Origin of the sequence: Streptococcus oralis ATCC 35037 (assembly GCF_900637025.1) — a bacterium.
Taxonomy (GTDB): Bacteria; Bacillota; Bacilli; order Lactobacillales; family Streptococcaceae; genus Streptococcus; species Streptococcus oralis.
Window position 1 is genome coordinate 595,480 of record NZ_LR134336.1, and the last position, 16,691, is coordinate 612,170.

The following is a 16,691-nucleotide window of genomic DNA, read 5'->3' on the forward strand; positions in this document are numbered from 1 at the left end:
TTTTTTTGATATAATTTTTAATGATGAATGCAAGAAATGATCGGTATGTGGTCGTTGATTTAGAGGCGACCAGCACCGGAAGCAAGGCAAAAATTATTCAAGTAGGCATTGTGGTGATTGAGAATGGTGAAATCATCGATCAGTATGCGACTGATGTCAATCCTCATGAACCCTTGGACTCTCATATCAAAGAATTAACAGGTCTGACCGATCAACGTTTGGCTGTGGCACCAGAATTTTCTCAGGTGGCTGGAAAAATTTTTGAATTGGTTAAGGACGGTATTTTTGTTGCGCACAATGTACAGTTTGATGCCAACCTTCTTGCAGAATTTCTCTTTTTTGAAGGATATGAATTGCGCACACCGCGGGTGGATACAGTTGAGCTTGCCCAGGTTCTGTATCCTCAGTTTGAAAAGTATAACTTAGGTATCCTTTGTCAAGAGTTGGGAATTGAGCTGGAACATGCCCACACTGCCCTGTCAGATGCTCAGGCAACAGCTGAACTCTTGCTTTACATGCGTCAAAAACTTTTTGAGCTACCTAAAGGGCTCTTAGAAAGCTTGTTAGACCTTGCAGACAACCTTCTCTATGAAAGTTATCTGTTGATTGAGGAGGTTTACCAGCAACAATCTCTCTTATCTTCGCCAGACTTGATGGAGCTTCATGGGCTTTTCCTCAGAAAGGAAAGCAAAGCCTTAGTCCCACGAAAGTTATCCAAAGACTTTGCTAAAAACATTTCTTTATTGGGGCTGGAGGAGCGACCGCAACAGATGGAATTTGCGGAGAAGATTGAGCAATTATTGGAAGAACACCAGACTTCCTTTATCCAAGCCCAAACGGGACTGGGCAAGACTTATGGTTATCTCCTCCCAGCTTTGAACTTGGAGAGTCAAGTAGGTATCCTAGTGAGTGTTCCGACCAAAATTCTTCAAAATCAAATCATGCAAGAAGAAGGTCAGCGCTTAAAAGAGGTTTTCCATCTGGAGATTCATAGTCTCAAGGGTCCTCAAAACTATTTAAAACTGGATGCCTTTCACAGAGTTCTCCATCGATCAGAGTCCAATCGCCTTTTCACACGCTTTAAAATGCAGTTGCTTATCTGGCTAACAGAGTCAGAGACAGGTGACTTGGACGAAATCGGGCAGCTTTATCGCTACCAGCACTTTCTGCCAGAACTAGTCCACGATGGCAAGCTTTCAAAGAAAAGTTTATTTGCCACAGAGGATTTTTGGAAACGAGGGCAGGAAAAGGCCAAGACCAGTCGCGTTCTCTTGACTAATCATGCCTATCTGGTCACTCGTTTGGAAGACAATCCAGAGTTTGTCGATAACCGTTTGCTGATCTTGGATGAAGCTCAAAAAATGCTGCTAGCTCTCGAAAATCTAGCCCAGCAGGCTTATCGCCTTGAGGAACTTGTAACTCAAATTGAAAAGTCCTTGGAGACAGAGGAAGATTTGGTTCAGAAACGCTTGCTGGAGAGTATAGGTTTTGAATGTCGTTACTTGATGGAGCACTATCAGTCAGGTCTGAAGAATGGAAAGTGGTTGGATTCTCTTGAAGAGTTGCGCCAACATTTTTCGGAGTTAACTCTCCCAGAGTATCGAGAAATTGCAAACTTTTTCACCTCGGATCGTGAATTTTGGCTTGCTACAGCAGAGAAATCGAGCAAGGATGTCTTGATTTGTTCAAGTAAAAAAGGCCGCTTTATACTAGCAGACTTATTGCCAGAAGATTGTAGACTCCTAGGAGTATCGGCCACTCTTGAAATCAGTAATCGGGTTTCCTTAGCAGATTTGTTGGGATTTCCAGATGCTCCGCTTGTTAAGCTTGATGTAGCAAAGCAGGAGCAACAAGAAGTCTTTCTAGTCGATGATTTTCCTCTTGTGACAGAAGTTTCACCTGTTGACTATGCTAGTGAAGTGGCTTCTGTCACTCGAAGCTTACAGGCCTTTCAAGAACCCATACTGGTCTTGTTTACCTCAAAAGAGATGTTGCTGGCTGTTTCAGACCTGCTCGACCAACCGCATCTAGCTCAGTATAAAAATGGGGAACCAAGCCAACTGAAAAAACGTTTTGAAAAAGGTGAACGCCAGATCTTACTCGGAACAGGTAGTTTCTGGGAAGGAGTTGATTTTTCAACCCATCCTTGCGTGATCCAAGTGATTCCGAGATTGCCTTTCCAAAACCCCCAAGAACCGTTAACCAAAAAATTAAACCAAGAACTGCGTCAAGAAGGGAAAAATCCTTTCTATGATTATCAGTTGCCGATGGCGATTATTCGGCTAAAACAAGCTCTGGGCCGTACTGTTAGAAGATCTGACCAAGGTTCGGTTGCTGTTATCTTAGACAGTCGTGTCGTTAGCAAGCGTTACGGCAAACAAATCGCCCAGGCCTTGTCAAAAGAAAGGGCTGTTCAGGTTCTTTCTAGAGAACAGCTAGAGCCTGCTGTAGCTGATTTTCTCCAATCTCGTCGCAATAGAATGAAAGAAAAATCCAAGAAAGAGAAAAGGTAAAAAATATGAAACGTTCCTTCGACTCTCGAGTCGATTATAGCCTCCTCCTACCAGTGTTTTGTTTACTGGTGATTGGAGTAGTGGCCATTTATATAGCAGTTAGTCATGACTATCCAAATAATGTATTACCAATTCTAGGTCAGCAAATCGCTTGGATTTCCTTGGGCCTTGTCATTGGTTTTGTGGTCATGTTCTTTAATACCGAGTTTTTATGGAAGGTGACTCCCTATCTTTATGGTCTAGGGCTAGCTTTGATGATCCTACCTCTTGTTTTCTACAATCCAAATCTTGTAGCGTCAACAGGTGCCAAGAACTGGGTATCGATTGGTGGAACGACACTCTTTCAGCCATCGGAGTTCATGAAGATTTCCTATATCTTGATGTTGGCTCGAGCCATTGTAAGATTCACTCAAAAACACAAGGAATGGCGACGAACTATTCCCTTGGATTTCCTATTGATTGGTTGGATGATTGCCTTTACCATACCAGTCTTGATCCTCTTAGCCCTACAAAGTGACTTGGGGACTGCCTTGGTCTTTGTAGCTATTTTTTCCGGTATGGTTCTCCTTTCAGGTGTTTCGTGGAAGATTATCATTCCTGTTTTTGCGACAGGAGTGACTGCAGTTGTAGGCTTCATGGCCATCTTTATAAGCAAGGATGGACGTGCCTTCTTGCATCAGATTGGGATGCCAACCTACCAGATCAACCGCATCTTGGCTTGGCTCAATCCCTTTGACTTTGCACAAACAACAACATATCAACAGGCGCAGGGACAAATTGCGATTGGAAGTGGTGGCTTGTTTGGACAAGGTTTCAATGTGTCCAATCTCCTCATTCCAGTACGTGAGAGTGATATGATTTTCACCGTAATTGCAGAAGACTTTGGCTTTATTGGTTCAGTCTTTGTGGTTGCTTTATACTTGCTTCTCATCTACCGTATGTTGAAGATTACGCTCAGGTCAAATAACCAGTTCTACACCTACATTTCGACTGGTTTTATCATGATGTTGCTCTTCCATATCTTTGAAAATATCGGTGCCGTGACAGGCTTACTTCCTTTGACAGGTATTCCTCTGCCATTTATTTCTCAAGGGGGCTCCGCAATTATTAGTAACCTCATCGGTGTTGGTCTCCTCTTGTCTATGAGTTACCAGACCAATCTAGCAGAAGAGAAAAGTGGAAAAGTTCCATTCAAACGAAAGAAAGTCGTCCTAAAACAAATCAAATAAGGAGGCCACTATGGCAAAAGTTGCAGTTATCTTAGCAAATGGCTTTGAAGAAATCGAAGCCTTGACAGTAATCGATGTCTTGCGTCGAGCAAACATTTCCTGTGATATGGTAGGATTTGAGGAGCAGGTGACGGGATCACATGACATTCGGGTAACAGCCGACCGTATCTTTGATGGTGATTTGTCTGACTATGACTTGGTAGTTCTTCCAGGTGGCATGCCAGGATCAGCTCACCTACGGGATAATCCAGCCCTCATTTCTGAGATTAAAGCCTTTGATCAAGCTGGAAAGAAAATTGCAGCTATCTGTGCAGCTCCAATCGCTCTCCATCAAGCAGGTGTCCTGAAAGACAAGCACTTTACTTGTTATGACGGAGTTCAGGAGCAAATTACTGACGGAATTTATCAAAAACAAACAGTGGTTGTAGATGGTAATCTAACAACTAGCCGAGGACCGTCAACCGCACTTGCCTTTGCCTATGAATTGGTAGAGCAATTGGGAGGAGATGCTGAAAGTTTACGAGACGGCATGCTCTATCGAGATGTCTTTGGAAATCAACAGTAAAACGAGAGTTCGGCTCTCGTTTTTTTATTTACTCCATTTCTAAAAAATGTTTCATATGATTGTCCTGCGCTTTTATATCAATCTTTTATAAATCAACCAAGATTCGTTTAACATAAGAAGGAAATCTATCTCTAGAAATGTTAGTGTTTTCAAGTTGTTAGATAGAATAGTTCAGATTTCTACTGAAATCAATAGATTCATGAAAAAGATAGAACATTCAATAAATGCTATATTAAAATGCTTTATCATGCGAATTAATCTGCTTGTATTAATTTGAAATATAAAGTACTTTCTCTGTAATATAATTGAAACGTGTTACTAGTATATTAAAATTAGTAAGAATTTTTTGCATATACGAAACTGGGGGAGTGATATGTTGAAAGCATTTGGAAAAATATTCAAAGTCATTAGAGAATCAAAAAAAATGTCCCTGAAAGAGGTGGCTGCTGGTGATATTTCCGTGGCTCAGCTATCCCGTTTTGAACGGGGAGTCAATGGGATCACACTTGATTCTTTTTATTGCTGTTTAAAAAATATGGCCGTTTCCCTAGAGGAGTTTCAGTATGTTTACCATAATTACATTGATTCAGATGATGTGCTGTTCTCAAAAAAAGTAGCTGATGCATATCAGGAAAACAATGTTGTCAAGCTCCAAAATATTTTGTCAAGCTCAGAAGCATTGACCGAACAGTTTCCTGAGAAAAAAAACTATAAACTCAATACAATCATTGTCAGGGCCCTCTTGTCCTCCTGTTGCTCAGATTTTCAGATTAGCAAGAAGGATATAGAATTCCTGACGGATCATCTCTTTTCTGTTGAGGAGTGGGGACGTTATGAACTCTGGCTTTTTACAAACAGTGTTGATTTGATGACCTTGGAAACGCTGGAAACCTTTGCTAGTGAGATGATCAATCGTACCCAGTTTTATAACAACCTACCTGAAAATCGCCGCCGTATTATCAAGATGCTACTTAATGTCATTAGCGTCTGTATAGAAGGAAACCATCTGCTAGTTGCTATGAGGTTTCTCAATTATCTCGACCACTCTAAAATCCCTGAAACAGATCTATATGATCGAACGCTGATTAAGTATCATAGGGCTCTGTATGCCTACAAGGTTGGGAATACTAATGCTCTCAGTGACATCGAGCAATGCCTATCTTTTTTTGAATTTTTAGATTCCTTTGGTGTTGCCCAAAAACTTAAAGAACAGTTTGAAAGAATTTGCCTTTCATAGTTGTAGATGTGCAACAAAAAATGATCATTTTGAAAAATATACTAGAATAAGGGCATAACTTTATACTAAATTCAGAAGGAGGCTTTATGATGGAGAAAAAGATTCATTATAAGATGCATAAAGTTAAGAAAAACTGGGTAGCCATTGCTTTGACGACCTTGGCCCTTATTGTAGCACCAAAGGTACTTGGTCTAGAACCAGGCGTTGTCCATGCGGATGATGTAAAGCAGGTTGTGGTTCAAGAACCTGCTACAGCTCAGACTAGTGATCCGGGTCAGCAAACTCCAGCCCAAGCTAAAATAGCATCTGAGCAAGAAGCAGAAAAAGCAACCCCTGCAGACAAGGTGACAGGCGATGTTGCTGCTAGTGAAAAACCTGCTAAACCAGCAGAAAATACAGAAGCAACAGTTCAAACCAATGCTCAAGAGCCTGCTAAACCAGCAGATACGAAAGAAGCATCTACAGAAAAGGCTGCTGTTGCTGAAGAAGTTAAAGCTGCTAATGCAATCACAGAAACTCCTAAAACTGAAGTAGCAGACCAGAATAAACAAGCAAGGCCAACAACTGCCCAAGACCAAGAAGGCGACAAGCGAGAAAAAACGGCTGTTGAAGACAAGATTGTTGCAAATCCAAAGGTTGCAAAGAAAGATCGCTTGCCCGAACCTGCTCAAAAACAGGGAGCAATAGCTGAAAGAATGGTGGCAGATCAGGCTCAACCTGCACCTGTAAATGCTGACCATGATGATGATGTCCTATCTCATATTAAGACCATTGATGGTAAAAATTACTATGTTCAGGACGATGGTACAGTTAAAAAGAACTTTGCAGTTGAACTTAATGGGAGAATACTTTATTTTGATGCAGAAACCGGTGCCTTAGTTGATTCAAATGAATATCAGTTCCAACAAGGAACCAGCAGTCTCAATAATGAATTCTCTCAAAAGAATGCTTTTTACGGTACGACTGACAAGGATATCGAAACTGTAGACGGTTATTTGACAGCAGATAGCTGGTATCGTCCAAAGTTCATCTTAAAAGATGGAAAAACATGGACGGCTTCGACAGAAACAGACTTACGTCCCCTTTTGATGGCTTGGTGGCCTGATAAACGTACTCAGATTAATTACCTCAACTATATGAACCAACAAGGTCTGGGAGCAGGTGCTTTTGAAAACAAAGTTGAACAAGCTCTCCTGACAGGAGCTTCTCAGCAGGTTCAGCGCAAAATTGAGGAAAAAATTGGTAAAGAAGGCGATACCAAATGGTTGAGAACGCTGATGGGTGCCTTTGTCAAAACCCAGCCAAACTGGAATATCAAGACAGAGTCTGAAACAACTGGTACTAAAAAGGACCACTTGCAGGGTGGAGCTTTGCTTTATACCAATAATGAGAAGAGCCCTCATGCTGACTCTAAGTTCCGTCTGCTTAACCGTACCCCTACTAGTCAAACAGGTACACCTAAGTACTTCATTGACAAGTCAAATGGTGGTTATGAGTTCTTGCTCGCTAACGACTTTGACAACTCTAATCCAGCTGTTCAAGCCGAACAACTCAACTGGTTGCATTTTATGATGAACTTTGGAAGCATCGTAGCCAATGATCCGACTGCTAATTTTGATGGAGTTCGTGTCGATGCGGTGGACAATGTCAACGCAGACTTGCTCCAAATCGCATCTGACTACTTCAAGTCTCGCTACAAGGTGGGAGAAAGTGAAGAAGAAGCTATCAAGCATTTGTCTATCTTGGAAGCTTGGTCTGATAACGATCCTGACTACAACAAAGATACTAAAGGTGCTCAACTAGCAATTGACAACAAGCTACGCTTGTCCTTGCTTTATTCATTCATGCGTAATCTATCTATCCGTAGCGGAGTAGAGCCTACGATTACAAATAGTCTAAATGACCGTTCTTCTGAAAAGAAAAATGGCGAACGGATGGCTAACTATATCTTTGTTCGGGCTCATGACAGTGAAGTACAAACTGTTATTGCTGACATCATCCGAGAAAATATCAATCCAAATACGGATGGTTTGACCTTTACCATGGATGAACTCAAGCAAGCCTTCAAGATCTACAACGAAGATATGCGTAAGGCAGACAAGAAGTATACGCAGTTCAACATCCCAACTGCTCATGCCCTCATGCTCTCCAATAAAGACTCTATCACTCGGGTCTACTATGGTGACCTCTATACCGATGATGGTCAATACATGGAGAAAAAATCTCCTTACCACGATGCTATCGATGCCTTGTTGCGTGCTCGTATTAAGTATGTAGCAGGTGGACAAGACATGAAAGTCACATATATGGGTGTACCTCGTGAGGCTGATAAATGGTCTTACAATGGTATTTTGACTTCTGTGCGCTACGGTACTGGTGCCAATGAAGCAACAGATGAAGGAACAGCAGAAACTCGTACTCAAGGGATGGCTGTTATTGCTTCTAACAACCCTAACCTGAAACTGAACGAATGGGATAAACTGCAAGTCAATATGGGAGCAGCCCACAAGAATCAATACTATCGCCCTGTGCTTTTGACGACCAAAGATGGCATTTCCCGCTATCTAACTGACGAAGAAGTGCCGCAATCGCTCTGGAAGAAGACAGATGCTAATGGTATTTTAACCTTTGATATGAATGATATTGCAGGCTATAGCAATGTACAGGTTTCTGGATATCTGGCTGTTTGGGTACCAGTTGACGCTAAGGCAGATCAGGATGCTCGTACAACAGCAAGCAAGAAGAAAAACGCTAGTGGTCAGGTCTACGAATCTAGCGCAGCCCTTGATTCTCAGTTGATTTACGAAGGATTTTCTAACTTCCAAGACTTTGCAACCCGCGATGACCAATATACCAATAAAGTTATTGCTAAAAATGTCAACCTCTTCAAGGAATGGGGAGTAACTTCATTTGAGCTACCACCTCAGTATGTATCTAGCCAAGACGGTACTTTCTTAGATTCTATCATTCAGAATGGTTATGCCTTTGAAGACCGCTATGATATGGCGATGAGCAAGAACAATAAATATGGTTCTTTAAAAGATTTGCTCAATGCTCTTCGTGCGCTTCACAGTGTTAATATCCAAGCCATCGCGGACTGGGTACCAGACCAAATCTATAACCTACCAGGTAAGGAAGTGGTAACAGCAACACGTGTCAACAACTACGGAACCTACCGTGAAGGTGCAGAAATCAAGGAAAAACTCTATGTAGCTAATAGTAAGACCAATGGAACTGATTTCCAAGGTAAGTACGGTGGCGCCTTCTTAGATGAGCTCAAAGCTAAATATCCAGAAATCTTTGAACGAGTACAGATTTCCAATGGTCAAAAGATGACAACAGATGAGAAGATTACCAAGTGGTCGGCTAAGTACTTCAATGGTACCAATATCTTAGGTCGTGGTGCTTACTATGTTCTTAAAGACTGGGCTAGCAACGACTATCTCACTAACAGAAATGGCGAGATAGTATTGCCTAAGCAATTAGTTAATAAGAATGCTTACACAGGATTTGTTAGTGATGCCAATGGTACCAAGTTCTATTCAACTAGTGGTTATCAAGCTAAAAATTCCTTTATCCAAGATGAAAATGGAAATTGGTATTACTTCGATAAACGAGGTTATCTTGTAACAGGTGCTCATGAAATTGATGGCAAGCACGTTTATTTCTTGAAGAATGGTATTCAACTTCGTGATTCTATCCGTGAAGATGAAAATGGTAATCAGTACTACTATGATCAAACTGGTGCCCAAGTTCTCAACCGTTACTACACTACTGATGGTGAAAACTGGCGTTACTTTGATGCCAAGGGCGTTATGGCTCGAGGTCTTGTCAAGATAGGAGATGGACAGCAATTCTTTGATGAAAACGGCTATCAGGTTAAGGGCAAGATTGTGAGTGCTAAGGATGGCAAACTTCGTTACTTTGACAAGGATTCAGGAAATGCTGTTATTAATCGTTTTGCTCAGGGTGATAACCCAAGTGATTGGTACTATTTCGGAGCAGATGGAGTTGCTGTGACAGGTCTTCAAAAGATTGGTCAACAAACACTTTACTTTGACCAAGATGGCAAGCAAGTCAAGGGTAAAATCGTGACACTTTCAGATAAGAGTATCCGTTACTTTGATGCCAATTCAGGAGAAATGGCAGTCGGCAAGTTTGCAGAAGGTGCCAAGAGCGAATGGTATTACTTTGACCAAACTGGTAAAGCAGTGACAGGTCTTCAAAAGATTGGCAAACAAACACTTTACTTTGATCAAGATGGTAAGCAAGTCAAGGGTAAAGTAGTAACTTTGGCTGATAAATCCATCCGTTACTTTGATGCCAACTCAGGAGAAATGGCAGTCGGCAAGTTTGCAGAAGGTGCCAAGAACGAATGGTATTACTTTGACCAAACTGGTAAAGCAGTGACAGGCCTTCAAAAGATTGACAAACAAACACTTTACTTCGACCAAGATGGCAAGCAAGTCAAGGGCAAAATCGTGACACTTTCAGATAAGAGTATCCGTTACTTTGATGCTAACTCAGGAGAGATGGCAACCAACAAGTTTGTCGAAGGTTCCCCAAATGAGTGGTACTATTTTGATCAAACTGGAAAAGCAGTGACAGGCTTGCAGCAGGTTGGTCAACAGACTCTCTATTTCACGCAAGACGGTAAGCAAGTCAAAGGAAAAGTTGTTGATGTGAATGGAGTTAGTCGATATTTCGATGCCAATTCAGGGGATATGGCTCGAAGCAAATGGATTCAACTTGAAGATGGAAGTTGGATGTATTTTGACCGCGATGGTAGAGGTCAAAACTTCGGAAGAAACTAATCGAATGTAGCTCAATAAAAATCAAACTTTATCTGACGATATACAAAAACGATAACTCCTTTAAAGGACGTTATCGTTTTTTGACTGTTTGGAGAATAAATTACAATTGAAAAGAAAGATGGAATCATTGGAAACTGTAATGAATTAACAAGAGATTCCATATTGGAATAATCTTTTTCTGCTCTCTAATGTGGTATTCAAAGCAATGAGGATTCTATTTTTAAAGTTTGGAAATCCAAAAGCGTTTCGTTTGCGAATAATGACGCGGTTGTTAGTAGTTTCTATTTTTTAATTTGTACATTTGAGAGAAGAAAGATTTTGCTTGATTATTTAAATAGGAGCTATTCTTCACAAAAAGGCTCCATCGATGCAATAGTGTTTTACTCTCTATAGAAATTATAGAGCCGAAAAATCTAGGAAATCATCGCTTTTTTCATAAAAAAATGGTATAATGAAGGGTATGAAATATCACGACTATATATGGGATTTAGGTGGTACCCTATTGGATAATTATGAGACTTCTACAGCAGCTTTTGTAGAAACCTTAGCCCAATACGGAATAGAGCAAGAACACGACCGTGTCTACGAAGCCTTGAAGGTTTCGACAGCTTTTGCCATCGAGAAGTTTGCACCAGATATCGAGGTTTTTTTAGAGAACTACAAAGAAAATGAGGCGCGTGAGCTAGAGCATCCAGTTTTGTTTGAGGGAATTCCAGAATTACTCAAAGACATTTCGGACAAGGGTGGTCGCCATTTCTTGGTTTCTCATCGAAATGACCAAGTGCTAGAACTTCTTGCTAAGACCCAGATAGCGAACTACTTCACCGAGGTGGTGACTGCCAGTTCTGGCTTTAAACGGAAACCAGATCCTGAGTCCATGATTTATTTACGTGATAAATATCATATTACATCTGGTTTGGTCATTGGTGACAGAAATATTGATGTAGAAGCAGGTAAAGCTGCTGGCTTAGATGCCTATCTTTTTAATAACGTTGCGACATTGAGACAAGCAATAGACATGTAAGAAAAGGGAAAAAATGACAGAAGAAATCAAAAATCAACAGGCACAGGATTATGATGCCAGTCAAATTCAAGTTTTGGAGGGACTTGAAGCTGTTCGTATGCGTCCAGGTATGTATATTGGATCGACTTCAAAAGAAGGTCTTCACCATCTAGTATGGGAAATCGTTGATAACTCAATTGACGAAGCTCTAGCTGGATTTGCCAGTCACATCCAAGTCTTTATAGAGCCTGATAATTCCATCACCGTTGTGGATGATGGGCGTGGAATTCCTGTTGATATTCAGGAAAAGACAGGACGTCCCGCTGTTGAGACCGTTTTTACAGTCCTTCACGCTGGAGGAAAATTCGGCGGTGGCGGATACAAGGTTTCAGGTGGATTGCACGGTGTAGGTTCATCAGTAGTAAATGCCCTCTCAACTCAACTAGATGTTCATGTTCATAAAAACGGTAAGATTCATTACCAAGAATACCGTCGTGGTCATGTTGTTGCTGATCTTGAGGTGGTTGGAGATACAGATAAAACGGGAACAACAGTTCACTTCACACCAGATCCAGAGATTTTTACAGAAACAACGACTTTTGACTTTGAAAAATTAAACAAACGTATTCAAGAACTAGCCTTTTTGAACCGAGGCCTTCGAATCTCCATCACAGATAAGCGTGAAGGTCTCGAACAGACTAAACATTACCACTATGAAGGTGGGATTGCTAGTTACGTTGAATATATCAACGAGAACAAGGATGTGATCTTTGATACACCAATCTACACAGACGGTGAGATGGATGATATCACAGTTGAAGTAGCCATGCAGTACACAACTGGTTACCACGAAAACGTCATGAGTTTCGCCAATAACATTCACACCCATGAAGGTGGTACGCATGAGCAAGGTTTCCGTACAGCGCTGACACGTGTTATCAATGATTATGCCCGCAAGAATAAACTACTAAAAGACAATGAAGATAACCTAACAGGGGAAGATGTCCGTGAAGGCTTGACTGCAGTTATCTCAGTTAAGCATCCAAACCCGCAGTTTGAAGGACAAACCAAGACCAAACTGGGGAATAGTGAAGTAGTCAAGATTACCAATCGCCTCTTCAGCGATGCCTTCTCTGATTTCCTCATGGAGAATCCGCAGATTGCCAAGCGTATCGTGGAAAAAGGAATCTTGGCTGCCAAGGCTCGTGTAGCTGCCAAGCGTGCGCGTGAAGTCACACGCAAGAAATCTGGTTTGGAAATTTCCAATCTTCCTGGAAAACTAGCAGACTGTTCTTCAAATAACCCAGCTGAAACCGAACTCTTCATCGTCGAAGGAGACTCAGCTGGTGGATCAGCCAAATCTGGTCGTAACCGTGAGTTCCAGGCTATCCTTCCAATTCGTGGTAAGATCTTGAACGTTGAAAAAGCTAGCATGGATAAAATCCTTGCAAACGAAGAAATTCGAAGTCTTTTCACAGCCATGGGAACAGGATTTGGTGCAGAATTTGATGTCACTAAGGCTCGTTACCAAAAACTCGTTTTGATGACCGATGCCGATGTTGATGGAGCCCACATTCGAACTCTCCTGCTAACCTTGATTTACCGCTACATGAAACCAATCTTAGAGGCTGGTTATGTCTATATTGCCCAACCACCGATTTATGGGGTTAAAGTGGGAAGTGAGATCAAAGAATACATTCAACCTGGTGCAGATCAAGAAATTAAACTCCAAGAAGCCTTAGCACGTCATAGTGAAGGGCGTTCAAAACCAACCATCCAACGTTATAAAGGTTTGGGAGAAATGGATGACCACCAATTGTGGGAAACAACCATGGATCCTGAACATCGCTTGATGGCGCGTGTTTCGGTAGATGATGCTGCCGAAGCAGATAAAATCTTTGATATGTTGATGGGAGATCGAGTAGAACCTCGTCGCGAATTTATCGAAGAAAACGCTGTTTACAGTACACTTGACGTCTAAAAAATGTGGGAAATAGTTCCCTTGGTTTAAAAAATATGATATAATCATTACGATTGTTTCTAGTATAAAAGGAGTTTGATATGTCTAATGGACAACTAATTTATCTAATGGTTGCAATTGCAGTCATTCTGATCTTAGCTTATGTAACAGCCATCTTTTTACGTAAGCGTAATGTAAGCAGATTAACGGCCCTTGAAGAAAGAAAAGAAGAACTCTACAACCTTCCTGTAAATGATGAGGTTGAAGCCGTTAAAAACATGCACTTGATTGGTCAAAGTCAGGTGACCTTCCGTGAATGGAACCAAAAATGGGTTGATTTATCTCTGAACTCATTTGCTGATATCGAAAATCACCTCTTTGAAGCTGAAAGCTACAACAATTCTTTCCGTTTTTTCAAAGCTGCTCACAAGATTGATCAAATTGAAAGCCAAATCGGCTTGATTGAAGAAGATATTGCAGCTATTCGCAATGCCCTTTCTGATCTTGAAAAACAAGAATCTAAGAATAGTGGCCGTGTCCTTCATGCCTTGGACTTGTTTGAATCCCTTCAACATACCGTTGCAGAAGACTCGGAGAAATATGGGAAGGCCCTTCCTGAGATTGAGAAACAATTGGAAAACATCCAATCTGAATTCTCTCAATTTGTTACCCTAAATTCATCAGGTGACCCGGTTGAAGCGGCAGCAATTCTTGATTCAACTGAAAATCATATTCTCGCTTTGACACACATCGTTGAGCGAATTCCAGCTCTTGTTGAAACCTTGACAAAGGAACTGCCAGAACAATTGGCAGATTTGGAAGAAGGTTATCGCAAGCTGTTGGATGCCAACTACCACTTTACAGAAACAGATATTGAATCCCGTTTCCAACTTTTGCATGAGTCTTTGAAAAATAATCAAGAAAATATTCGTCAGTTGGAATTGGACAATGCAGAGTATGAAAATAATCGCATCCAAGAAGAAATCAACGCACTTTATGATATCTTCACTCGTGAAATTGCAGCTCAAAAAGTGGTTGAAAGTCTTCTTTCGACATTACCAACTTATCTCAACCACTTGAAAGAAAATAATCAGGTGCTTGTTCAAGATCTTGAACGTTTGACTAAAACCTACCTTCTTCCTGAAAGTGATGGCAATCATGTTCGTCGTCTTCAAGCAGAATTGGCTGCACTTGATACGGCAATCATGGAAGTGACAGAGGATAAAGGTGAGTCAACACAAGCCTACTCTGCTCTTGAAGAACAGTTGGAAATGCTTCAAAGCAACCTCAAGGATATAGAGGATGAGCAAATCTCTGTTAGCGAACGACTTGCGCAAATTGAAAAAGACGACCTCAATGCTCGCCAAAAAGCAAATGTCTATGTGAACCGTTTGCATACTATCAAACGTTACATGGAGAAGAGAAACTTGCCAGGTATTCCTCAAAGTTTCTTGAAACTTTTCTTTACTGCAAGTCATAACACAGAAGATTTGATGGCAGAGTTAGAACAACCACAAGTGAATATTGAATCGGTTAAACGAATTCTTGAAGTCGCAACAAATGATATGGAAGCACTTGAAACAGAAACCTATGATATCGTTCAATATGCAACCTTGACTGAGCAACTACTCCAATACTCAAACCGTTACCGTTCATTTGATGAGCGTATCCAAGAGGCCTTCAACGAAGCGCTTGAAATTTTTGAAAAAGAGTTTGACTACCAGGCGTCATTTGAAAAAATTTCACAAGCCTTGGAAGTTGCTGAACCAGGAGTCACAAACCGTTTTGTAACTTCATATGAGAAAACACGTGAAACGATTCGTTTCTAAACGAGAAGCTTAGATATTTCTAAGCTTTTTTATTTTTCTAAAAAGAAATCAGAATTCTTGTTTATCATTGAAATAATAGCCTCGATTTGATATGATGGAAATATGAAAAAAATAGAGCGAAACGTGTTTCTCACGATAAAACGAGAAGGCTATTGCTTTCCCTTGTTGGAATCTTAGGAATTGCTACGATTCTATTAGGAAGTGCTATTGGTTATAAGCTACTACAAAAGCAATCTTACGAACAAAAAATTGAAGCGCTAAAAAGCGAAAAGGACCAGCAATTCAACTCAGGTAGTCAGAAGGACCATTTCCGAAAAGGTCAAGCTGAGGTGATTGCCTACTACCCTCTGCAAGGAGAGGAAGTCATTGCGTCTGTTAGAGAAAAAATCAACCAGGATATTAAAGAAAAGCTGGAAGATAAAGAGGACTTGGTCTTTTATTATAGTGAGCAATTGGATCCCGTCTTAAAGGGAGTTGTTGCTCGTAATATCAGCAAGCAAGTCTACGATTTGTCTGCATCAAAGGTTGAAGAAAAAGAAAAGACTTCTTTAGGGAAAATTTTCTTGACCGAAGATGGGAAAGCTTTTGACCTCAGTAAACTCTTCAAAGATGCAAGTAAGGCTAAGGAACTCTTACTGAGTCAAATCAAATCAACTCTAGAAGATAAGAAACTTGACCAGGCAAAAATTGATCAAGTTATAAAGAGCTTCACAGACCAAGAATTGACATCTTGGAGTTTTGATTATAAGGATAGTCAAATCATCCTTTATCCTGCTAATCCTAGAGAGACTGTTGAGGAAATTGCCTTACCAATATCCAGTTTCTTTGATGTCATTGAGTCCTCTTATCTATTAGAAAAAGATGCTGAACTTTACCAAGCATACTTTGCTAAGAAAAATAAAAAAGTTGTAGCCTTGACTTTTGACGATGGTCCAAATCCAACTACAACCACGCAGGCTTTGGATACTTTAGCTAAATATGGTGTAAAAGCAACCTTCTTTGTACTTGGTAAAAACATTGCAGGTAATGAAAATCTTCTAAAACGAATGAAATCAGAAGGTCATGTTGTAGGAAACCACAGCTGGAGTCATCCCGTTCTTTCACAACTTTCGCTCGAAGATGCTAAAAAGCAAATCACTGATACAGAAGATCTGTTAACTCAAGTTTTAGGATCAAGCTCTAAACTCATGCGCCCACCTTATGGTGCCATCACTGATGATATTCGAAACGGCCTTGATTTAAGCTTCATCATGTGGGACGTGGATAGTTTGGACTGGAAGAGTAAAAACGAGACAGCCATTTTGACAGAGATTCAACGTCAGGTTCGCAATGGTTCCATCATCCTCATGCATGATATCCATGGTCCTTCTGTTAATTCTCTACCAAGTGTTATTGAGTATTTAAAGGGTGAAGGGTATACATTTGTGACCGTTCCTGAATTGCTCAATTCTCGCTTAAAAGCTCACGAGATCTATTACGATCGTGATCAATAATTGTTAAAATCTAAAGGAGCAAGTGTTCTGATAATCAGGGTTTTGTTT

At 40.7% G+C, this 16,691-nt stretch carries 8 protein-coding genes and 1 pseudogene; all 9 read left to right on the top strand.

The annotated features are described in order from the left end of the window. Positions 1-23: 23 nt before the first annotated feature. Positions 24-2,513, top strand: a complete 2,490-nt coding sequence (locus EL140_RS03005; protein ID WP_002875130.1) for a bifunctional DnaQ family exonuclease/ATP-dependent helicase — start codon at positions 24-26, stop codon at positions 2,511-2,513. A gap of 5 nt (positions 2,514-2,518) precedes the next feature. After that, entirely contained in the window at positions 2,519-3,742 is a 1,224-nt protein-coding gene (locus EL140_RS03010; RefSeq protein ID WP_000830415.1) for an FtsW/RodA/SpoVE family cell cycle protein, read from the top strand. A 10-nt stretch (positions 3,743-3,752) separates the two neighbouring features. Beyond that, positions 3,753-4,307 carry a DJ-1 family glyoxalase III gene (locus EL140_RS03015; protein ID WP_001140918.1) on the top strand — a complete coding sequence of 185 codons (555 nt, stop codon included), beginning with the start codon at positions 3,753-3,755 and terminating at the stop codon, positions 4,305-4,307. A gap of 373 nt (positions 4,308-4,680) precedes the next feature. Beyond that, a complete protein-coding gene (locus EL140_RS03020) occupies positions 4,681-5,544 on the top strand; it encodes a helix-turn-helix domain-containing protein (RefSeq protein ID WP_000909920.1) in 864 nt (287 codons plus the stop codon). Between the two features lie 86 nt (positions 5,545-5,630). Then, on the top strand, positions 5,631-10,358 hold the full coding sequence (locus EL140_RS03025; protein WP_000970247.1) for a glycoside hydrolase family 70 protein: 4,728 nt from the start codon (positions 5,631-5,633) through the stop codon (positions 10,356-10,358). Between the two features lie 460 nt (positions 10,359-10,818). Continuing rightward, on the top strand, positions 10,819-11,382 hold the full coding sequence (locus EL140_RS03030) for an HAD-IA family hydrolase (RefSeq protein WP_025169033.1): 564 nt from the start codon (positions 10,819-10,821) through the stop codon (positions 11,380-11,382). A 13-nt stretch (positions 11,383-11,395) separates the two neighbouring features. After that, positions 11,396-13,342, top strand: coding sequence for a DNA topoisomerase (ATP-hydrolyzing) subunit B (gyrB, locus tag EL140_RS03035; protein WP_000134074.1), 1,947 nt, complete (start codon positions 11,396-11,398; stop codon positions 13,340-13,342). Positions 13,343-13,422: 80 nt separating this feature from the next. Further along, on the top strand, positions 13,423-15,150 hold the full coding sequence (gene ezrA, locus EL140_RS03040) for a septation ring formation regulator EzrA (RefSeq protein WP_000064802.1): 1,728 nt from the start codon (positions 13,423-13,425) through the stop codon (positions 15,148-15,150). A 104-nt stretch (positions 15,151-15,254) separates the two neighbouring features. Next, positions 15,255-16,643 (top strand): annotated as a pseudogene (gene pgdA / locus EL140_RS03045) (peptidoglycan-N-acetylglucosamine deacetylase PgdA); the annotation flags it as partial. Positions 16,644-16,691: the final 48 nt, after the last annotated feature.

Bases quoted from the DNA above. Each gene is read 5' to 3' on its own strand.
- EL140_RS03010 (WP_000830415.1), top strand. From the start codon at position 2,519: ATGAAACGTTCCTTCGACTCTCGAGTCGATTATAGCCTCCTCCTACCA.
- EL140_RS03015 (WP_001140918.1), top strand. From the start codon at position 3,753: ATGGCAAAAGTTGCAGTTATCTTAGCAAATGGCTTTGAAGAAATCGAA.
- EL140_RS03030 (WP_025169033.1), top strand. From the start codon at position 10,819: ATGAAATATCACGACTATATATGGGATTTAGGTGGTACCCTATTGGAT.
- ezrA (WP_000064802.1), top strand. From the start codon at position 13,423: ATGTCTAATGGACAACTAATTTATCTAATGGTTGCAATTGCAGTCATT.
- EL140_RS03020 (WP_000909920.1), top strand. From the start codon at position 4,681: ATGTTGAAAGCATTTGGAAAAATATTCAAAGTCATTAGAGAATCAAAA.
- EL140_RS03005 (WP_002875130.1), top strand. From the start codon at position 24: ATGAATGCAAGAAATGATCGGTATGTGGTCGTTGATTTAGAGGCGACC.
- EL140_RS03025 (WP_000970247.1), top strand. From the start codon at position 5,631: ATGATGGAGAAAAAGATTCATTATAAGATGCATAAAGTTAAGAAAAAC.
- gyrB (WP_000134074.1), top strand. From the start codon at position 11,396: ATGACAGAAGAAATCAAAAATCAACAGGCACAGGATTATGATGCCAGT.